Here is a 20,360-nt window from a genome sequence, read left to right on the forward strand (position 1 = left end):
GGCCCGCGCCGGGAGGTGGATGTCTGTCGGGTGGATGTGCCATTGTCGAAGGCGTTGTAACTGCATCCGGGGCAGTCGGCGGATGCGTTCGCTTCCCTGCTCAGTGGTGCGAAGCACCTCGGTGCGTACGCCTTCGGAGTTCTTGGCGGGCTTACGCGCGGAGTGCGAAACGGCTAGGCGCGTGAGTAGGAGAGGTACACCACCATGACGGCGGATCGATTGATCGCGGGACGGTACCGGCTCACGGATCCGATCGGCACCGGCGCCATGGGTGTGGTCTGGCGAGCGACCGATGTCCGGTTGCAGCGCGCCGTCGCGGTCAAACAGGTGTTGCTCGGTCCCGGGCTGTCCGGGTCGGCGGCGCTGGAGGCGAAGCGACGTGCCATGCGGGAGGGGCGGATCGCCGCCCGGCTGCACCATCCGAATGCCATCACCGTGTTCGACGTGGCCGAGGAGGACGGCCAGCCCTGGTTGGTCATGGAGTACATGGACGCGCCGAGCCTGGCGACCAAACTGTCGGGCAATCGCACGCTGCCGCCGATCGAGGTCGCCGAGATCGGCGCGCAAGCGGCGAGCGCCTTGGCCGCCGCGCACGACGCGGGGATCATGCACCGGGACGTGAAGCCGGCGAACCTGCTGGTCGCCGACGACGGCACGGTCAAGATCACCGATTTCGGCATATCCCGCGCGGTCGGCGACGTGACGGTCACGGCCACCGGCTTCCTCGCCGGGACGCCGGCCTATCTGTCGCCGGAGGTGGCGCGCGGCGAGGATCCGGAACCGGCTTCCGACGTCTTCGCCCTCGGTTCGACGCTGTACGCGGCGGTGCAGGGCACCCCGCCCTTCGGCGAGGGCGACAACCCGCTCGCCCTGCTGCACGCGGTCGCGCGAGGGGAGATCCCGCCTCCCGAGGCCGCGGGCCCGCTGGGGCCGGTGCTGATGTACCTGCTCGCTCCGTCCGTCGCCGACCGCCCGACCATGCGGGAGGCGAAAGCGGTCCTCGAAGCCGTTGCGGCGGGCCGGGATCCACAATTGCCCGTGTCGGTGACCAAAGTGATTCCCGCCCCCGCCACGGCGACGACCGTCCTGCCCGGCCGAGCCGCTGCCGTATCGCCGGAGCAGCCGGTGGACGACGAGGTCACCGCTGTCGTGCCCTTCGCCGGGCCGAGTCCGTTCCCGCCGCAATCGGTCACGCCGCCGCCGGCGCCGAGGCGGCCAGGGCGGGCGGCGACGTTGCCGGGCGTTCTGCGGGGCAGGCAGCGCGGCCGGTTGATCGCCGTGGAAGTCGCGGCGGTGGTCGGGGTGCTGATCCTGGTCGCCATCATCGCGACGCTGACCACCGTCGACAGCGAGGGCGGCGACGCGGCGACGTCGTCGGCAGTGCCTCCGGCCGCCGGAGCGCCCGAGAACGCGCCGTCGACGGCCGACGCGGCCGGACCGGAGCCGCGACAGGCCCCGGCCCAAGCTCCCGCCCAACCCCCGGCTCAGGCGTCCTCCTCCCCGGCGGCCGCTCCCGTGCCCGGGCCGGCGACCACTTCCGCGGGAGCGCCGCCGCCCCCGCCCGCACCCGGAACCGCCCCGCCCGCGCAGATGACGAATCCCGCGCCGAGCACCACCCCGCCGCCCGGCACCACACCCCAGCCCACCACGTCGAGCCCCGCCCCGACGACCACCGGCCCCACCGCCACCGCGACGACCGCCCCGTCCGGGCCCCCGACGCCCGACCGGATCGCCTCGTTCATCCAGGGCTATTACGGCATGCTGCCCGCCAACGTCTCCGGCGCCTGGACACAGCTCGCCCCTGGATACCAGTCGAAGACCGGTTACGACTCCTACGTGAACTTCTGGGGCTCCATCCGCTCGGTGAGCGTGGGCTCGGTCACGCAGAACGGTGCGAACCGGGCGGTGGTCGCGCTGACCTATACCCTGAAGAACGGCACGACGACCTCCGAGAACCGATGGATCGAGGTCGTCGGGGACAGTGCCAAGCTGCAGATCGCCGCGTCGGGCACCTAGACCGGTTCCTCATCGCGGTCGGCGCCCGCTGTGGGCGACTTCGGCGTGACCGCGCCGATCGGGCGCTGCCTCGGCCCTTGTTCGGGCTCGGCGTGGAGGCGCGCCTGACGGTGCGCTTCGGGCGGCTGCTTCCGCCTCACGCGGCGCGATGGACGAACGCTGGGCAGCACCCGGTGCATCCGGCTGCACGGGTGAGGGGCTTCGCCCGGCGGTACGGTTCGTGGGCCCACTTCGCGGTGGGGCGCGGACGGCCCGCCGAGCCGTGCCGATGACATCGACGAGATCTAGGAGAAGGACCGAACGTGACAGCGCGACTGGCCGGAGTGCTCTGGGACATGGACGGCACGCTGCTGGACTCGGAGAAACTCTGGGACGTCGCGGTGCGTGAACTGGCCCGCGAGCACGGCCGCGAGATGACCGACGCGATCCGGCACGCGCTGATCGGGGCGTCGGGCCCGAACGCTCTGCGGATCATGTTCACCGGCCTCGGCATCGCGCCCACGCCCGACTCGCTGCGGGCGGCGGGGGAGTTCCTGGAGCGGCGGGTGACCGAACTGATGACCGGCCCCATCCCGTGGCGGCCGGGTGCGAAGGACGCACTGGCCATGGTTCGCGCGGCGGGGTTGTCCAGTGCGCTCGTCACCAATACCAAGCGGTCGCTCACGGAATTCGGTCTGGACACCCTGGGACGCGACTTCTTCGACGTCTCGGTCTGCGGCGACGAGGTGGCGCACGGCAAGCCGGAGCCGGATGTCTACCTGCGCGCCGCCGAACTGCTCGGACTCGGTCCGGAACACTGTGTGGCGGTGGAGGACTCGCCCACCGGCGCCCGGGCGGCGCAGGCCGCGGGCTGTGCGCTGATGGTGGTCCCGTGCGAGATCCCGGTGCCGCACACACCGGGGCGGGTGTTCCGGGATTCGCTGATCGGGCTGACCGTCGCGGATCTCGAACACGCTCTGCGCGTACGCCGTTGAGCTGTTCGTGCGATCGACCGCCGCGCCGCCGCGGGCCGACGTAAACCGAGAGTTACTGTGCCGCAACGGGAGTGCGCGCAGATAGTAGGTGTGACCGTGATCACCGGCAATCTCGCCGAATCCCGGGCGTGTCGGCGACGGGTCCACCAAAATGACGCCATGGCAGCGTTGGGCGTACTCGACGAGATCGTAGATATCGCACAGTATCCCCTGGCGGATCCGGACGGGCCCACGCTGCGGGGAGCGGTCCGGCGCGCCCGTGCCGATCTGGCCGACACCGGCTGCACCGTGTTGCGCGGGTTCGTCCGCCCGGAACTCACCGAGACCCTGCGGACGCAGGGTGAGCTGATGGCTCCGCACGCGCACTACGAGGTCGAGCGGGTCAACGCCTACAACATTCCCCTGGACGCCGAACTGCCGGAGAATCATCCGGGCCGGATCGTGCTGGAGCGGGGTAACGCCTTCGTGCCGCGCGACCGCATCCCCGCCGACGCGCTGATCCACCGGCTCTACACCGACGAGCTGTTCCAGCGGTTCGTCGCCGACTGCTTCGGATTGGCCGAATTGCACGAGTTCGCCGATCCGCTCGCCGGCCTGTGCCTCAACGTCGTCGCGCCGGGGATGTCGCATCCCTGGCATTTCGACACGAACGAATTCACCGTCTCGATGCTGACCCAGCCCGCCGAGGACGGTGGCGTCTTCGAGTACTGCCCCGCTATCCGCACACCCGAGGCGGAAAACCTCGACGACGTCCGCGCCGTGCTGACCGGCAACGGCGAGCGTTTCGTCCAGCGGCTCGAACTGCGCCCTGGCGACCTGCAGCTGTTCCAGGGTCGCTTCTCGTTGCACCGCGTCTCACCCGTGGGCGGTGCGCGCCAGCGCCATTCGGCCATTTTCGCCTACACCGATCGTCCCGGAATGGTCGGCACGGTGGAACGTACCCGGCAGTTGTTCGGCCGCGTGCTTCCCGACCACCTAGCCGCCGCGGCCGCTGCCGTGCGGGGCGATCGACTGCTCGACTGAGCCGAACGGCTCGACTGACCGAGCTCGACCCGAGAGGACCGACAGTGCCAGTGCCGTTACACACGACCGGGAAAGCGTCTTTCGACGACATCTACGACCGCCCCGATCCGCGCGCGTACTACGCGCGTATGTCCGATCTGGACTACCGCATTCCGGAACTGGCGAAACCGTTCTTCCAGCAGCAGATTCGGGAGTTCCGCGCCTCCGCGCGGGTCGCCGTGCCGACCGTGCTCGACATCGGCTGCTCCTACGGCGTGAACGCGGCGCTGTTGCGTTTCGAGACCACGATCGGCGAACTGGCCGAGCACTACGCCGTGGCCGACATCGATCGGGCCGGTCTGATCCGGCGCGACCTGGCCCGCGTCGCGGCGCGGGCCGTGGCGGACGACGTGCGTTTCCTCGGCATGGACGCGTCCCGCCCCGCCCTCGACTACGCGCGGGAGGCCGGGCTCCTGCACGACGTGGTGCACGCCGATCTGGAGTCCGGCGAACCGACCGACGAACAGCGCGCCCTGCTGGCGACCGCCGATCTGGTCGTCTCCACCGGCTGTATCGGCTACGTCACCGAGAAGACCTTGACTCGTGTGGCCACCGCGCACCCGCGCAGGCGGCCGTGGATGGCACACTTCGTATTGCGCATGTTCGACTTCGCACCGATCGAGGCGGAACTCGCCGCGCTCGGCTACCGGACCGAGCAGGCGCCGGGGTTGTACGAGCAACGCAGGTTCGCCTCACCGGCCGAGCAGGCGCAGGTGCTGAACACCCTGTCCGTCAACGGAATCGACACGACCGGCCGGGAAGACCGGGGATGGTTGTATGCCAACCTGTACGTGTCCAGGCCGCTGCCGAAACATCACGCCGACACCGAGGACTCGCATTGACCGAACGCACCTTCGCCGCCGACGACCACCTGCCCCGGGTGCCCCTGCCGACGCTGGAGGACAGCTGTGGGCGGTTCCTGCAGTGGTGCGAACCGCTGCTGACCGCCGACGAACTCGCCGCCACCCGGGCGGCGGTCGACGACCTGCTGCGACCCGGCGGGCCGGGGCGCACGCTGCACGCGGCGCTCGCGGAGTACGACGCGACGCCCGGGGTCGGCAGCTGGCTGGACCTGTTCTGGCCGTCGCGGTACCTGGGCAGGCGGGACCGGATCGCCCTCAACGCGAACTTCTTCTTCCTGTTCCGGGACGACACCGCCCTGGCCGCCTCCACCGCCGCCACCCAGGTGGACCGCGCGGCGGGCATCATCTCCGCCGCCGTGGACTACAAGCTGGCGCTGGACCAGGAGACCGTCCCGCCGGTGACCCAGCGCGGACAGCAGCTGTCCATGTGGCAGAACAAGTACCTGTTCTCCGAGACCAGGATCCCCGGCGTGGAGCAGGACACCGTGCGGGTCCCCTACAGCGAGGAATGGCCGGGCCCCTCGCAGGCCCGGCACATCGTGGTGTTCTTCCACGGCAGCCCGTTCCGGATGGACGTGATCGGACCGGACGGAGCGCCGTACTCGCCGGAGGATCTCGCCGACGGGTTGCGCGCGGTACTGAAAGCGGGTGCCCGCCCGGCCCGCACCGACAGCGCCGTCGGGCAGCTCACCACCAAGGCCCGCGCGGAGTGGGCGCAGAGCAGGCAGCGGCTGCTGGCCGAACCGGCGAACGCCGCGGCGCTGGACACCATCGAGACCGCGCTGTTCGCCGTCTGCCTGGAGGACTTCGCCCCGCGCGACGAACTGCACGCCTGCGACGAGCTGCTGCACGGTGACAGTGCGAACCGGTGGTTCGACAAATCGGTGTCCTTCATCGTCTTCGACGACGGCCAGGCGGGCATCAACGTCGAACACTGCGGACTCGACGGCACCACGATCCTCTCGTTCGTGGACGCCCTGCTGGAGACCCCGGTGCAGGAACACGCCACGCGCTCCGGCGCGCAGGCGCAGGGACTTCCCGCGGTGGAGCCGATCGAGTTCGTGCTGGACGAGGCGCAGCGCGGCGATATCGCGGCGGCGGGCGCCGCCTTCGCCCGGTACGCCGCGGAGAACGCCACCCAGACGCTGTCGTTCCCGGACTTCGGCACCACCGCGGCCAAGGCGTTGGGCATCTCACCGGACGCGTTCGCGCAACTGAGCTACCAGCTGGCCCATCGGCGCAGCAAGGGGCTGACCGGCGCCACCTACGAGTCCATCGCGACCAGGCAGTACCGCAACGGCCGCACCGAGGCCATGCGGGTGGTCACCCCGGAGATGATCGCCTTCGTGGACGCGATGCAGGACCCGGACGCGGGCGCCGAGGCCCGGCTCGCCGCGGCGCGGACGGCGGCCGCCGCGCACGTGGAACGGGCCAAGCAGTGCCAGACCGGGGCCGCCCCCGAGCAGCACCTGTGGGAACTGCAGTGGATCCAGCGCCGTCGCGGCGCGGAGCTGGGCGTCACCGACCCGATCCCGCTCTACGACAGCCCGGGCTGGACGATCATGCGCGACGACTACTTGAGCACCAGCTCGGCGCCGTCGGTCAACATCCGCTACTTCGGTTTCGGCTCCACCAGCTCCCGGTGCATCGGCATCGCCTACGTCCTGCTGCCGGACCGCTGGAATCTTTATCTGGCCACCCCGAAGCCGGTCGCCGACCAGATGTACGCCTTCGCCGACCACCTTCGCACGGCGGTCGCCGATCTGCAGGCGTTGCTCGCCGCGAACTAGGCGCCCTCCGCCCGGTTCCTCCGCACCCCGCCCGGGGCGGGGGAGCCGGGCGGTCGCCGTTCCCAGCCATCGTGGGCCGGAGCAACGGGCCCGCATCCGGGTCTGAAACAATGGCTCATCGTGAAGAACTTCGAATCCCTGTTCGCCGAGCTGCAGGATCGTGCGGTCAACCGCCCCGAGGGGTCCGGAACCGTTGCCGCGCTGGACGCCGGCGTGCATACCCAGGGTAAGAAGGTGCTCGAGGAGGCCGGTGAGGTGTGGCTGGCCGCCGAACACGAGAGCGACGAGTCGCTCGCCGAGGAGATCTCCCAGCTGCTGTATTGGGTGCAGGTGCTGATGGTGGGCCGCGGGCTGAAGCTCGAGGACGTGTACCGACATCTGTGACGGCCGTCCGACACCCCGTTTCTCCTCCCGAAAGGACTCCTCCCATGCTGCGCGTCGCAGTTCCCAACAAAGGCGCCCTGTCCGAATCCGCCGTCTCGATCCTCGCGGAAGCGGGCTACCGCAAGCGCACCGATTCGCGTGATCTGACCGTTCTCGACCCGGCCAATCAGGTCGAGTTCTTCTTCCTGCGGCCCAAGGACATCGCCATCTACGTCGGCTCCGGAGAACTCGATCTCGGGATCACCGGACGTGACCTCGCGCTGGATTCCGGCGCGCCGGTGCAGGAACGACTCGCCCTCGGGTTCGGCCGCTCCACCTTCCGCTACGCCGCCCCCGCCGGGCGGGAGTGGAAGGTCGAGGACCTCTACGACAAGCGGATCGCCACCTCCTACCCGAACCTGGTGCTGAGCGATCTGCGCCGCCGGGGCATCGAGGCCGAGGTGATCCGCCTCGACGGCGCGGTGGAGATCTCCATCCAGCTCGGCGTCGCCGACGCGATCGCCGATGTCGTCGGCTCGGGGCGCACGCTGCGCCAGCACAATCTGGTGGCCTTCGGTGAATCGCTGTGCGATTCGGAGGGTGTGCTGGTCGAACGCAAGGACGCCGACCAGGGCGACCGGGCGCGCAACCAGCTCGTCGCCCGGATCCAGGGCGTGGTCTTCGCCCAGCAGTACGTCATGCTGGACTACGACTGCCCGAAGGAACTGCTCGACGAGGCGTTCGTCATCACCCCTGGGCTGGAGTCGCCCACCGTCGCGCCGCTGGCCGATACCGGCTGGATGGCCGTGCGGGCGCTCGTTCCGCGCAAACAGAGCAATGAGCTGATGGACCAGCTGGCCGATCTGGGCGCCAAAGCCATCCTGGCCACCGACATACGCTCCTGCCGCGCATTCTGATCGCCGGATGCGTCCGATACGCCTGATCCGCTCAGGCTGAGCGCAATCGGTGTGCGCTGTGACCGCGTGTTGCTACCGTGCGGCCTCTCGATGAGGAAACGCAAGGAGTCCCCGTGGCACAGTCACCACCCGAGGAGCAGTCGGGCAGCACCTTCACCTGGAACGAGGATTGGCTGGCGGCCATCGCCGGGCTGGTGCTGATCGCGCTGGTCCTGCTCGGCGTGATTCCGGATCGGTTGGTGCCGTGATGGCCGCGACCGGCGCCGAAGCGGCGAAGGATCCGAAAGCGCCCACCGGCGACGGGCTCGGCCCGGACCCGGTGCGGGCCGAGGTCCCGTCCTCGGAAACCGAAGCGGTGCAGGCGGTGTCCCGTCCGTCGGCCGCGGCCATCGCGGCCGGTGTCGCGGTTGTCGTCGTGTTGGGTGCGCTCACCCGATACTTCGAGACGCACGTTCCGCGGTGGGCGGTGGACACTCCGTTCCAGCGGGTCGCCAAGTCGATCGAATACCCGGTGTACGCCATCGCACTCGGCTTGATCGGCAACCTCGTATTGACGAAACTCGCCCTGCGCGATCGGCTTTCGGCGGGCTTCCGCACCGAGTTCTTCATCAAGACCGGCGTGGTGCTGCTCGGCGCGTCGATCAACCTGAAGATCCTCGTCACCGCCGCGGGCCCGTCGATCGTGCAAGCGCTGCTGCTGATCACGGCCGTGTTCGGGTTCACATGGTGGCTGGGCGGGCGGCTCGGCCTGGACGACAAGCTGCGCGCGCTGCTGTCCTCGGCGGTGTCGATCTGTGGTGTCAGCGCGGCCATCGCCGCGGCGGGCGCGGTGCAGGCGCGGCGCGAGCAGATCGCCTACGCGGCGTCGCTGGTGATCGTCTTCGCCCTGCCCTCGATCTTCCTGCTGCCCTGGCTGGCGGAGGTGCTCGGGTTGCCGGACGCGGTCGCGGGCGCCTGGATCGGCGGCAACATCGACACCACCGCGGCGGTCGCGGCCTCGGGCGCGATCGCGGGGGAGCAGGCACTGCAGATCGCCACGATCGTGAAGACCACGCAGAACGCATTGATCGGCGTCGTCGCGATCGCGCTGACCGCGTACTTCACGCTGCGCGTCGAGCGCGTGCCCGGCGCGGTGCGGCCCTCGGCGCGCCAGTTCTGGGAGCGGTTCCCGAAGTTCGTGCTCGGCTTCATCGCCGCCTCGATCATCGGCACGCTGTACCTGCAATCGGCGGACAAGAAGTCGGGCGCGGCGCACATCGCGATCGTCAACGATCTGCGCACCTGGTTCCTGATCTTCGCGTTCGTCTCCATCGGCTTGGAGTTCTCGCTGCGCGGACTGCGCGAAGCGGGCTGGCGGCCGGTCGTGGTGTTCGGATCGGCGGCGGTCGTGAATCTCGCGGTGGGGCTGGGGCTTTCGGTGCTGTTGTTCCACGACTTCACCGCCTGAGGCGACTCGCGAGCGATCCGAGCCGCCCGCCGCGTGCCCGGCCCGGGCCGCGGGATCAGTCCGAGACGGCTTCGGCCAGGGTCTCGTCCGGGGACTCGGCCGCGCCGCCGCTCGGCCAGCCGGGGTAGGGGGGTGGCGTGCCGCCGAACGCCGGGCACAAGGGCTTGTAGTCGCAGTACGAGCACATCCGGCCGGTGTTCGGCGGGAAGTCGCCGGTGCGGCCCGCCTCCAAGATGGCCGCCCACAGCGCGGAGAGCGTGCGCTCGAAGCGCAGCAACTCCTGCTCATCGGGGGCGTAGGTGAGGATCTGCTCGTCGGCCAGGTAGATCAGCCGTAGCTGGGCGGGCACCAGGCCGCGGGTGCGCAGGACCACCAGCGCGTAGAACTTCAGCTGGAACAGCGCCTTGGTCTCGTGCGTCGGCCCCGGTACGCGACCGGTCTTGTAATCGACGACGCGCAGGGCGCCGTTCGGCGCGATGTCGATCCGGTCGACGAAGCCGCGCAGCAGCGCGCCGTCGGCGAGTTCGACCTCCACCCGCGCCTCGCGCGATTCCGGGTCGAAACGCGTCGGATCCTCCAGCCGGTAGTAGCGGCGCACCAGTGCGCGCACCTCGCCGAGGAAGACGTCGAGCCGCTCGCCGGCGATGAGCTCCGCGACCTCCGGCTGCTCGGCGAGCACCCGCGCCCACGCCGCGGGGACCAGGGCCTCGGCGCGCTCGGGCACGCGCTCGGCCGCGGGCAGCCCGTAGAGATCCTCCAGCACGGCGTGGACCACCGTGCCGCGCACCGCGTGCACCGACGGCTGCTCAGGTATCCGATCGATCGCCCGGAACCGGTATTTCAGCGGACACTGCTTGAAATCCATTGCCCGGGAAGGCGACAGCGCGGGCCGGGCGCGGCTCGCCGTCGCGTCGGGCTCGGAGGTCCGCGCGTCGTCGGCAGGGGGCGTGGACACGGGCGAGCACATACCTGGCAGGCTATCCGGCGGTACCGACACGCCGGTGCCGGACAGCACGGATTCCAACCAGCGGAACGGAGATTCATGACGGCCAGACGGACCGGGCCATTCACCATCGGTGACCGGGTGCAGCTGACCGATGCCAAGGGGCGCCTGTACACGGTGGTCTTGGAGCCGGGCAAGGAGTTCCACACCCATCGCGGCGGGATCAAGCACGACAGCCTGATCGGCGCCGACGAGGGCAGCGTGGTGCACTCCACCAACGGCACACCCTACCTCGCGCTGCGTCCGCTGCTGATCGACTACGTGCTGTCCATGCCGCGCGGGGCCGCGGTGATCTACCCCAAGGACGCCGCGCAGATCGTGCACGAGGGCGACGTGTTCCCCGGGGCCCGCGTGCTCGAGGCAGGCGCGGGGTCCGGTGCGCTGACCTGCTCGCTACTGCGGGCGGTCGGGCCGCAGGGGCAGGTGGTGTCCTACGAGATCCGCGCCGACCACGCCGAGCACGCGGTCCGCAACGTGGAGACGTTCTTCGGCGAGCGCCCGGCGAACTGGTCGCTGACCGTCGGCGACGTGGCCGACTACACCGGAGAGCCGGTCGACCGCGCCGTGCTGGACATGCTCGCGCCGTGGGACGCGCTACCGACGGTGTCGAAGGCGCTGGTGCCCGGCGGCGTGCTGATCGTCTACGTGGCCACCGTGACGCAGTTGTCCAAGGTGGTCGAAGCGCTGCGCGAGCAGGAGTGCTGGACCGAGCCGCGCTCCTGGGAGTCGCTGGTGCGCCCGTGGCACGTGGTCGGCCTGGCCGTGCGGCCCGAACATCGCATGCAGGGTCACACCGCCTTCCTGGTCAGCGCCCGCAGGCTAGCCGAGGGCACCGTCACGCCCAAGCCGCAGCGCAGGCCGTCGAAGGGCTGAGCGCGGCAGGGCGGCGACGGGGGTGATCGGCGCCCCGGACTCAGACCGGGACGCAGGGCGCCTGCGCGAAGCCGAGCAGCAGACAGCCGCTCGCATCCGACAGCTTCCAGGTGCCGTCGACATTTTCCCAGGTCAACGGGACGGCCGGGGCGGCGCCGTGCGGCGAGCTGATGGTCACCTGCGCGTTCGCGGTGTGGCCCTGGGTGGTGAGGTCGGCGACGGCGAAGGTCAGCGTGTAGCCCTGCAGGCCGGCGTTCATCTGGTCGATGTTCGCGGTGCGCTTGTCACCGTTGACGATCAGCTTGGACTTCTCCGCGGTGGGTACATTCGGATCGGCGAGCTTGACCAGCATCGCCTGCAAAGTCTCGGCGGTCGGCGCGCCGGTCGCATGGTCGCCGTGATCATGGGTACCCGACGCGGCGGCGCTGACGGTGGCGGAGGTCGCCGCGCTGGTGGAAGAGTCGTCGTCGGAGCCGCACGCCGTCAACGCGCCGGAGATCGCCAGCGCCGCGGCGGCGGTGGCAAGGGAAACACGCAGGGTTCTCGCGGGAAGGAGCATGGTGGCAACCTTTCGGCTCGGGCGGCGAGCAGGCTCGCCGGGGTCGGGTTAGGGCAGGCTAACATGGTGGTCCGGCCGCCGATCGCGGCCCAGATGTGATCACCACGAAACCATGTCGGAAAGCGAGAACGGGTCGCGCCCGGTAGCGTTGATAGACCGGGACTGGGAGGAGCAGCACATGAGCCCCATCGAGAATTCGGATTCGGCGGCCTGGAGAGAGCTCGAGGCGGTACGCGCCGAAGCGGCTGCACTCCGAAGGCAACTCGCCGACTCGCCGGATCGCACACGGGAATTGGAAGCCCGCATCGATTCGCTGACCATTCGCAACACGAAGCTGATGGACACCCTCAAGGAAGCGCGCCAGCAGTTGGTGGCCCTTCGCGAGGAGGTCGATCGGCTGGGTCAGCCGCCGAGCGGATACGGCATTCTGATCGGTGTGTACGACGATCAGACGGTCGACGTGTTCACTTCGGGTCGCAAGATGCGGTTGACGTGTTCACCGAACATCGAGACCTCGACGCTCGAATACGGTCAGACCGTCCGTCTCAACGAGGCGCTCACGGTCGTCGAGGCCGGGCACTACGACGCGGTCGGCGAGATCGGCACCCTCCGGGAGATCCTCGACGACGGACGTCGCGCCTTGGTCGTCGGCCATGCCGACGAGGAGCGCGTGGTGTGGCTGGCCGGCCCGCTGGCGAAGGTCGCCGAGATGGACGACCTGGACGACCCCGATTCCCCCATTCGCAAGCTGCGGCCGGGCGACTCGCTCCTGGTGGACACGAAAGCCGGATTCGCCTTCGAGCGCATCCCCAAGGCCGAGGTCGAGGACCTCGTGCTGGAAGAGGTGCCCGACGTCGACTACGGCGACATCGGTGGTCTCGGCAGGCAGATCGAGCAGATCCGCGACGCGGTGGAGCTGCCATTCCTGCACAAGGACCTCTTCCGCGAGTACGCGCTGCGTCCGCCGAAGGGCGTGCTGCTCTACGGTCCCCCCGGTTGCGGCAAGACGCTCATCGCCAAGGCGGTGGCCAACTCGCTGGCCAAGAAGATCGCCGAGGCGCGCGGTGAGGATGCCAAGGAAGCCAAGTCCTACTTCCTGAACATCAAGGGCCCCGAGCTGCTGAACAAGTTCGTGGGCGAGACCGAGCGCCACATCCGGATCATCTTCCAGCGGGCTCGCGAGAAGGCGTCCGAGGGCACGCCGGTGATCGTGTTCTTCGACGAGATGGACTCGATCTTCCGCACCCGCGGCTCGGGCGTCTCCTCGGACGTCGAGACCACGGTGGTGCCCCAGCTGCTGTCGGAGATCGATGGTGTCGAGGGCTTGGAGAACGTCATCGTGATCGGCGCCTCCAACCGTGAGGACATGATCGATCCGGCGATCCTGCGGCCGGGCCGCCTGGACGTGAAGATCAAGATCGAGCGTCCCGACGCGGAGTCGGCGCAGGACATCTTCTCGAAGTACCTCACCGAGCATCTGCCGCTGCACGACGACGACTTGGCCGAGTTCGGCGGCGACAAGAACCTGTGCATCCGCGCGATGATCGAACGGGTCGTCGACCGGATGTACGCCGAGAGCGAGGACAACCGCTTCCTGGAAGTCACCTACGCCAACGGTGACAAAGAGGTCCTGTACTTCAAGGACTTCAACTCCGGCGCCATGATCCAGAACATCGTGGACCGCTCCAAGAAGTACGCCATCAAGGCGGTGCTCGACACCGGCAACCCCGGTCTGCGCATCCAGCATCTCTACGATTCGATCGTGGACGAGTTCTCCGAGAACGAGGACCTGCCCAACACCACGAATCCGGATGACTGGGCACGCATCTCGGGCAAGAAGGGTGAGCGGATCGTGTACATCCGCACGCTGGTCACCGGCAAGAACGCCAGCGCCAGCCGCGCCATCGACACCGAGTCGAACACCGGTCAGTACCTGTAAGGTTCCGCCGGACCACGAAGGGCCGCGTCTCTCCGGAGGCGCGGTCCTTTCGCCGTTCGTGCCGGAGCGCAATCGCGCCGGTCACGCGGGCGGCGGGCCGGCCGGCAAGTGGTCGGGCAGGCCGAACCGCGGATAGAGAGCGTCGAGGTGGAAACGGGTGATCCTGCCGATGCGGTTGCCCGCGGGGGTGAGCACGATCAGGCCGGCCGGAGTCGCCACCGGTCGCAGTGCGTCGTCGAGGTATGCGCCGAACGCGGGCAGGCCGTTGGCGCCCGTCGGCACCAGGTGGACGCGGCGCGCGCCACTGTAGGCGAAGGAAGCGGACAGGAATTCCGCGATAGCGGCCGGGCCTTGATACTCGTGCGGCGCGGGCGGCATCGAAAGCCACGCGTCGTCGGTGAGCAGCGCGATCACGCCGTCGACGTCGCCCGAGAGGTATGCCGAGGCGAAGCGGCGTGCGAGATCGTGTTCGTCGGGAGCGGCTCGGCGCGGGACTGTTCGACCCCGATGCCGGTCGAGCGACGCCCGCGCGCGTTGCAGCTGTCCCTTGACCACGGTAGGCGTGAAGCCGAGGAGGTCGGCCACCTCGGCGACGGGGAAACCGAGAACATCGCGCAGCACCAGGATCGCGGCTTGGCGCGGCGAGAGTCGCTGCAACCCCGTGACGAAGGCCAGCTCGACCGCTTCGGTGGCCGTGTAGCGGGCCTCCGGACCGGGCGCGGGGTCGGCGATGTCCAGCTTGCTGTCGGGGTATGGCTGCAACCAGCGCACCTCGTCCCGGCGCGTGGGTTCGGGCGGCGAGAACGGTGGCACCGGCTCGGGCGGCATTCGGCGACGGGCGTCGCGCAGCGCGTTGAGGCATCGGTTGGTGGCGATGCGATACAGCCACGAGCGCAGCGATGACCGCTGCTGGAACCCCGGCAGGCCGCGCCAAGCCGCCAGTAAGGTCTCTTGCACCATGTCCTCGGCATCGGTCAACGAGCCGAGCAGGCGGTAGCAGTGCAGTTCCAGTTCGCGCCGGTACGGGTCGGTGAGGATCCGAAACGCCGACTCGTCGCCCGCGCATGCCCGCTCCAGGGTCGTCTGCTGCACGCCGTCGATGGTGCCAGTTCGTCGTCGGACGTTCCATCGGGTCGGTTTCGGGTGTCACTACCTACAGCACGGCGAAGCGCCGATGCTCACCGGAAGGAGACACAATGTCGGAACCCCTCGCTCTGCGGACCTCGCTGGCGTTCTATCGCGCCTGGACCGGACATGATTTCGGCAACGCCATGACCTACGTCGCCGACGACATCATCTGTGACGCACCGGCCGGGCGGATCGCGGGCGCCGCTGCGTTCCGCGATTTCCTCGAACCGTTCAGCCGGATCCTCACCGACTCGACCTTGCTCGCGTCGTTCGGCGATGACCGCACCGCGCTGCTGATGTACGACACCGTGACCGTTCCGGTTCCGAACGCGCCCGGCGCGGAGTGGCACACGGTGGTCGATGGACGGATCACCTATGTCCGGATCATCTTCGACCGGGCGCCGTTCGACGCGGTCCGGGCCGCCGCGCGCTAGTCCGGAGGGGGTAGGTCGCTCGTGCTAAAATTTGGCCATGCGGCCAGAAATTGGTACGGGCGGCCAACGCAAGTCGTTCATCGAGGAGGCGCGGCGCAGGCAGATCATCGCCGCGGCGGTGGAGGTGATCTCCGACCTCGGGTACGCCAACGCCTCGCTGGCGCGGATCGCCGAGCACGCGGGCATCTCCAAAGGCGTCATCTCCTACCACTTCGCGGGCAAGGATGAGTTGATGACGCAGCTGGTGATCCAGCTGTACGTCTCGGCCGCGGAGTACATCGCGCCACGGGTGGGCGCGGCGGCAGGCGCGCGCGAGAGCCTGCTGGCCTACCTCGCGGCGAACCTCGGCTTCATCGAAGCGAACACGACCTACGTGGCCGCGCTGGTGGAGGTCGTGACGAATTTGCGCGACGCGGAGGGCAGACCGAAGTTCGCCTCCGCCGACGGGGAACGCGACATCATCGCACCGCTGGTCGACATCATGACCGAAGGGCAGCGCACCGGAGAGTTCGGCGAGTTCGATCCGCTGTTGATGGCCAAGTCGATCCGCGACGCCATCGACGGTGCGGCCGGGCGCGCCGTGCGAGAGCCGGATTTCGCGATGGACGCCTACTCGGCTCATCTGCGCAGGTTGTTCGACACGGCGACGCGGAAGGCGGGCGGGCATGACTGAAGGGCTGGATCCGCCACGGCGACAGGCGGATTCCGGCGAACCGCTGCCGCCGTTCGCCTTCGGCGGAGTCGGCGCTGTGACGGCGCTCGGCACGCTGGCACTGCTGGCCTCGATCGGGCGGTATGGATTCTTCGGCGACGAGCTGTATTTCGTCGCCGCGGGCCGCAGGCTCGTAGTCAGCTATGCCGATCAGGGGCCCTTGCTGCCCGCGATCGCCCGGATGATGGATCTGCTCGCCCCGGATTCCTTGACGGCGCTGCGTCTTCCGGCCGTATTCGTCACCGTGGCGGCGGTGGTGGTCACCGCCCAGATCGCCAGGGAGTTCGGAGGCGGCCGCGCGGCGCAGGTGCTGGCCACGGCCGCCTACGCCACCTCGCCGTTCCTGCTGGTACAGGGCGATCAACTGGCCACCAACACGATCGACACGGCGCTGTGGGTGGTGGTGAGCTGGCTGGTGGTCCGTTGGGTCCGCACCCGCCGCGACGGCCTGCTGGTCGCCGCGGCACTGGTCACCGCGGTGGACATGCAGGTCAAGTGGCTGATTCCGTTCTTCTGGATCGCACTCGCGACCGGGGTGGTGATCTACGGACCACGTGAGCTGCTGCGCCGCCCCGCGCTGTGGTGCGGCGCGGTCGTCGTCGTGCTGACCGCGGCGCCGAGCCTGGTGTGGCAGGCGGCGCACGGGTGGCCGCAGTTGCGAATGGGTGGGACGGTCGCCGCGGAGCAGGCCACGATCGGCGGGCGCTCCGTCTGGCTGCCGCTGGCACTCGCCGCCGCCGGTCTGCTCGGCGGCCTGCTGCTGGTCTACGGGATGTGGACGCTGCTGCGGACGGAGGCCTGGCGTCCCTATCGGTTCCTCGGACTGCTGCCGATAGTGCTGAGCGTGGCCTTCGTCGCGACGAACGGCCGTCCGTATTACGCGGCGGGCTGCTACGGAGTGCTGATCGCGGCGGGGGCGGTGCGGTGGACCGAGAACCGGCACCGCGCGCGCACGATCGTCACCGTGCCGTTGCTCGCACTGTCCGTCGCCCTGGTGGTGTTCTCCCTCCCACTGCGAGCCCAGAGCGATATCGAACCGGTCGACACGCAAGCCCAGGCGGGCCTGGAAATCGCGCTCTACGGACGATTCGGCTGGTCGGAACTCGCGGCCGGGACCGCGGCGGCCTACCGCGCGCTGCCCGAGCCGGAACGAGCGTCGGCCGTGGTGATCGCCGATTCGTATTGGCAGGCAAGCGCTTTGGACATCGATCGCGCCGTGTACGGCCTGCCCGCCGTCTACAGCCCGAATCGTGGCTTCGCTTACTTCGGCACCCCGCCGGACACGGCCGCGACGGTGCTGTGGGTGGGCGGCGCCGAGACCGACGTGCGCGCGCACTGTGCCGAGGTCACCGCCGCGGGGCAGATCGACGCCCGGCTCGGGTACCCCGGTGTCACCCGGGGCGTCACCATCTGGCACTGTGCGCAACCGCGTGCGCCGTGGTCGCGTGCCTGGCCGGACATGTTGCGGCTGAACTGATCGCCGCGGTTCACCACCAGCCGAGGATCGGTGACAAGCGCCTGCCGAGTTCCGGTGCGAGCGAGCGCGAATAGCTGGCGGTGAGGTGGTGCTCGTCGTGATAGATGAGGATGTTGCCCTCGATGACCGCGCAGACGTCGCGTTCACACAGCGCGTCGGACAGATCCACCGGGAACAGGTTGGGGAACGAGGCGGCGAACTCCAGCGCCGGGTTGGCGGCATTCAGCGCGGCCGCGCGCGGCATGCCGCAGCTGATCCGGTCGCCCTGTTGGGCGAGGCAGTCGATGGCTCGATACCGCACCCCGTCGCGGCGCAGCCATGGTGTGTCGCGGATGGCGATCACGTTGAGTCCACGGTCGGCCAGCCGGGCCCAGACGTCCAGGTAGTCGCCCGGAGTCTCGTCGCCGTCGCCGTCTCGCGGCCGGGTCGCCGTCGTGAAGACCCACTCCGGGCGTTCGACGGCCAAACGGTCGATCACCTCCACCGACCAGTCGCGGCAATCCGGATTCGCTTCGCCCTTGTACATCGGTTCCGCCGCCACCGTCAGCGGGCAGCCCATCTTCAGAAATACCTCGACCCGGAAGGCGTGTTCGCGAGCGAGCAGGTCGAGGGCGGGTACCCAGTGTTCGGCGTGCGAGCTGCCCACCACTGCGACGGTCCGCTCCGCGTGGGCATCCCCGTAGGTGCAGGTGATGACGTCGCGGGTGTCCCAGTCCGCGATGCAGCCGTCGCGAGACGGGTAGGCGGCGTCCGCAGGCGCTTCGTACATGGTCGGACGCATCGGCGCCTCGGGCGTGCTCGCGCCGTCGACCAGCGCCTCCGCGCCGGGATAGTGCACCGGTTCCAGCGCCGTCACCGCCCGCGGCGGATTGGCTCTGGTCGCCACCTGCTCGCCTACCGACACCGCGAGCACCGCGATGCCCAGCGCCGCGACCAGCCGGCCGGTGTGGCGGGGGCGGACGGGTGTCTCGCGCGCCGAGCGGCCGGACCGCATCCGCAGCGGCTCCTCGACGAACCGGTTCGTCAGGTAGGCGAGTACCAGCGACGCGCCGATCACCCCCAGGCCGACGCCGAGTCCGGCGGTCGCGGCTCCGGTCCGCGCCAGCACGAAGATCAGGATCGGCCAATGCCACAGGTACAACGCGTAGGACAGTTCGCCGAGACGGACCGCGGCCGACGCGCCGAGCAGCCGGTTGGGCAGCGGTTGCTCGGCGGCGGTCAGGCCGCCGCCCGCGAGGATCAGCGCCAGCGTGGCACCGACCGGCACCAGCGCGGCGGGACCGGGAAACCGGTCGGCGCCGTCGATCAGCCATCCGCAAGCGAGCACCGTGACCGCACCGAGGACGGCCGCCGCGACCCGCACAGGGCGCGGCGGTTTCAGCCAGGGCGCCACGATCGCGAGCAGGCCGCCGGCCGACAACTCCCAGGCGCGGGCGAAGCTGTCGTAATAATTCCAGCCCTGCTGCACCGCGGTGCCGTGCGCGGCGTAGACGAACGAGGCCACCGTGCCCGCGGCGAGCAGGACGGCCAACACGGGGCGCAGCGCCCCGGGGCGGGCGAAACGCAGGCAGAGGGCCGCCGCCGACGCGACGATTAGGATGGCGAGCAGGTAGAACTGCATCTGCACGGCCATCGACCACAGGTGCTGGAGCGGGCTCACCGACGGATCGGCGGCCAGATAGTCCGACCAGGACAGCGCCAGATACCAGTTCTGGTAGTACAGCAGCGACGCCAGCGTCTGCGCCGCCATCTCGCCCCACTGGGTGAACGGACGCAGCAGCACGGTCGCCGCGACCACGGCTGCCAGTAGCGTCACCAGCGCGGGCAGCAATCTGCGGGCGAGCCTGCCCGCGGTGTGGAGGACGCGGACGGTGCCGGTGGATTCCGCCCCGCGCAACAGCGAGCCGGTGAAGAAGAAGCCGGACAGCACCAGGAACACGTCCACGCCGCCCGAGACCCGCCCGAACCAGATGTGGAACGCCACGACCAGCGCTATCGCCACGCCGCGCAACCCGTCCAGATCGTGCCGGTATCCGCCGGCGCCCCCGTGCTGCCCCGCCGGGGCGACCGCACCCGGCCGGAGGAGCCGGTTCACCGCTCGGGCGACCGTCACCGGACTCGCACGGCACGGTCGCCGCGGCGACGGAATGCGACGGCACGGCAACGGGACGATGTACGGGACACGTCATCTCTCTTACCACGGCCGGTGAACCATGGTCCAACTCACGGGGCCGGTCTATCGTGCGGAAACAGGCCCTTGATACGGACAATTCGGGCACCCGTAGATCGGCCGCCCTCGGCCGGTCGTTAGGGTGGAATCGTGAACGTTGAGGTGACACCCCTGCCGGGTATCGGTGTACGCAAGGATTTTCCGCTGGCCGATACACGACGCCGGATAGGAGTGATCGACCATCGCGACGGCACGATGGACCTCATCGTGAGCAAGCCGGACGACCCCGACGAGACCGAACAGGTACCGCTGACAGCGAAGGAGGCGGCGGTGCTGGCCAGCCTGCTCGGTGCGCCGCAACTGGTCGAGCAGCTGCGCGAGGAACACCGGGAGTTCACCGGGCTGACCACCCGCCAGCTGTCCATCCCGGACCGGTCCCGCTTCGACGGTCGCATGCTGGGCGAGACCCAGATACGTACCCGGACCAAGGCGTCCATCGTCGCGGTGGTGCGCAGCGGGCAGCCCATTCCCTCCCCGGGACCGGACTTCACCTTCACCGCGGGGGACGTGCTGGTCGTCGTCGGCACCGCGGAGGGCCTGGAGGCCGCCGCCAAGATCCTGTTAGACGGCTGA

Annotated in this window: 19 protein-coding genes; 15 read left to right on the top strand and 4 right to left on the bottom strand. The window is 69.5% G+C overall.

Annotated features, from left to right (window positions below):
* Window positions 1-204: 204 nt before the first annotated feature.
* From ACZ6DL_RS05895 to ACZ6DL_RS05935, 9 genes are all read left to right on the top strand, one after another.
* Window positions 205-2,016, top strand: a complete 1,812-nt coding sequence (locus ACZ6DL_RS05895) for a serine/threonine-protein kinase (protein ID WP_466049252.1) — start codon at window positions 205-207, stop codon at window positions 2,014-2,016.
* A 302-nt stretch (window positions 2,017-2,318) separates the two neighbouring features.
* A complete protein-coding gene (locus ACZ6DL_RS05900; RefSeq protein WP_466049253.1) occupies window positions 2,319-2,990 on the top strand; it encodes an HAD family hydrolase in 672 nt (223 codons plus the stop codon).
* A gap of 159 nt (window positions 2,991-3,149) precedes the next feature.
* The gene (locus ACZ6DL_RS05905; RefSeq protein WP_466049255.1) at window positions 3,150-4,013 is read left to right on the top strand and encodes a HalD/BesD family halogenase; all 864 of its coding nucleotides are present in this window, start codon (window positions 3,150-3,152) and stop codon (window positions 4,011-4,013) included.
* A gap of 44 nt (window positions 4,014-4,057) precedes the next feature.
* Entirely contained in the window at window positions 4,058-4,894 is an 837-nt protein-coding gene (locus tag ACZ6DL_RS05910) for a class I SAM-dependent methyltransferase (protein WP_466049256.1), read from the top strand.
* On the top strand, window positions 4,891-6,705 hold the full coding sequence (locus tag ACZ6DL_RS05915; RefSeq protein WP_466049257.1) for a choline/carnitine O-acyltransferase: 1,815 nt from the start codon (window positions 4,891-4,893) through the stop codon (window positions 6,703-6,705). The genes ACZ6DL_RS05910 and ACZ6DL_RS05915 overlap by 4 nt, the downstream gene beginning before the upstream one ends.
* Window positions 6,706-6,807: 102 nt before the next feature.
* Window positions 6,808-7,089 (top strand): phosphoribosyl-ATP diphosphatase, encoded by a 282-nt coding sequence (locus tag ACZ6DL_RS05920; protein ID WP_174315390.1) that lies wholly within the window; start codon window positions 6,808-6,810, stop codon window positions 7,087-7,089.
* Window positions 7,090-7,133: 44 nt separating this feature from the next.
* On the top strand, window positions 7,134-7,985 hold the full coding sequence (hisG, locus tag ACZ6DL_RS05925) for an ATP phosphoribosyltransferase (protein WP_040867212.1): 852 nt from the start codon (window positions 7,134-7,136) through the stop codon (window positions 7,983-7,985).
* Between the two features lie 113 nt (window positions 7,986-8,098).
* Window positions 8,099-8,233 (top strand): hypothetical protein, encoded by a 135-nt coding sequence (locus ACZ6DL_RS05930; RefSeq protein WP_466049259.1) that lies wholly within the window; start codon window positions 8,099-8,101, stop codon window positions 8,231-8,233.
* Complete coding sequence (locus tag ACZ6DL_RS05935) at window positions 8,233-9,432, top strand: YeiH family protein (protein WP_466049260.1); 1,200 nt, start codon at window positions 8,233-8,235, stop codon at window positions 9,430-9,432. The genes ACZ6DL_RS05930 and ACZ6DL_RS05935 overlap by 1 nt, the downstream gene beginning before the upstream one ends.
* Before the next feature lie 55 nt (window positions 9,433-9,487).
* Here the strand turns inward: ACZ6DL_RS05935 and ACZ6DL_RS05940 are convergent, their stop codons facing one another.
* Window positions 9,488-10,399 carry a RecB family exonuclease gene (locus ACZ6DL_RS05940; protein WP_466049261.1) on the bottom strand — a complete coding sequence of 304 codons (912 nt, stop codon included), beginning with the start codon at window positions 10,397-10,399 and terminating at the stop codon, window positions 9,488-9,490.
* A 75-nt stretch (window positions 10,400-10,474) separates the two neighbouring features.
* On the opposite strand from ACZ6DL_RS05940, the gene ACZ6DL_RS05945 reads away from it, so the two are divergent.
* Window positions 10,475-11,308 carry a tRNA (adenine-N1)-methyltransferase gene (locus tag ACZ6DL_RS05945; protein WP_466049263.1) on the top strand — a complete coding sequence of 278 codons (834 nt, stop codon included), beginning with the start codon at window positions 10,475-10,477 and terminating at the stop codon, window positions 11,306-11,308.
* Between the two features lie 40 nt (window positions 11,309-11,348).
* Here ACZ6DL_RS05945 and ACZ6DL_RS05950 read toward each other — a convergent pair whose 3' ends face one another.
* Window positions 11,349-11,867, bottom strand: a complete 519-nt coding sequence (locus ACZ6DL_RS05950) for a WKL family lipoprotein (protein ID WP_466049264.1) — start codon at window positions 11,865-11,867, stop codon at window positions 11,349-11,351.
* 178 nt (window positions 11,868-12,045) lie between these two features.
* Between ACZ6DL_RS05950 and arc the strand changes: the two genes are divergently transcribed.
* Complete coding sequence (gene arc / locus ACZ6DL_RS05955; RefSeq protein WP_062972891.1) at window positions 12,046-13,806, top strand: proteasome ATPase; 1,761 nt, start codon at window positions 12,046-12,048, stop codon at window positions 13,804-13,806.
* Window positions 13,807-13,887: 81 nt separating this feature from the next.
* Here arc and ACZ6DL_RS05960 read toward each other — a convergent pair whose 3' ends face one another.
* The gene (locus tag ACZ6DL_RS05960) at window positions 13,888-14,898 is read right to left on the bottom strand and encodes an RNA polymerase subunit sigma-70 (RefSeq protein ID WP_466049266.1); all 1,011 of its coding nucleotides are present in this window, start codon (window positions 14,896-14,898) and stop codon (window positions 13,888-13,890) included.
* A 104-nt stretch (window positions 14,899-15,002) separates the two neighbouring features.
* Here ACZ6DL_RS05960 and ACZ6DL_RS05965 point away from each other — a divergent pair, with 104 nt between their 5' ends.
* Genes ACZ6DL_RS05965 through ACZ6DL_RS05975 form a run of 3 tightly spaced genes read left to right on the top strand, consistent with a single transcriptional unit; the run spans window position 15,003 to window position 17,557 of the window.
* The gene (locus ACZ6DL_RS05965) at window positions 15,003-15,368 is read left to right on the top strand and encodes a nuclear transport factor 2 family protein (protein ID WP_396978562.1); all 366 of its coding nucleotides are present in this window, start codon (window positions 15,003-15,005) and stop codon (window positions 15,366-15,368) included.
* Between the two features lie 37 nt (window positions 15,369-15,405).
* Complete coding sequence (locus ACZ6DL_RS05970) at window positions 15,406-16,041, top strand: TetR/AcrR family transcriptional regulator (RefSeq protein WP_466049267.1); 636 nt, start codon at window positions 15,406-15,408, stop codon at window positions 16,039-16,041.
* Entirely contained in the window at window positions 16,034-17,557 is a 1,524-nt protein-coding gene (locus tag ACZ6DL_RS05975; RefSeq protein WP_466049269.1) for an ArnT family glycosyltransferase, read from the top strand. The genes ACZ6DL_RS05970 and ACZ6DL_RS05975 overlap by 8 nt, the downstream gene beginning before the upstream one ends.
* Window positions 17,558-17,567: 10 nt before the next feature.
* Here the strand turns inward: ACZ6DL_RS05975 and ACZ6DL_RS05980 are convergent, their stop codons facing one another.
* Window positions 17,568-19,652, bottom strand: a complete 2,085-nt coding sequence (locus ACZ6DL_RS05980; protein WP_466049270.1) for an acyltransferase family protein — start codon at window positions 19,650-19,652, stop codon at window positions 17,568-17,570.
* 225 nt (window positions 19,653-19,877) lie between these two features.
* On the opposite strand from ACZ6DL_RS05980, the gene ACZ6DL_RS05985 reads away from it, so the two are divergent.
* Window positions 19,878-20,360 carry a cation:proton antiporter regulatory subunit gene (locus ACZ6DL_RS05985; protein WP_466049272.1) on the top strand — a complete coding sequence of 161 codons (483 nt, stop codon included), beginning with the start codon at window positions 19,878-19,880 and terminating at the stop codon, window positions 20,358-20,360.

The organism is Nocardia sp. NPDC041819 (assembly GCF_055590505.1).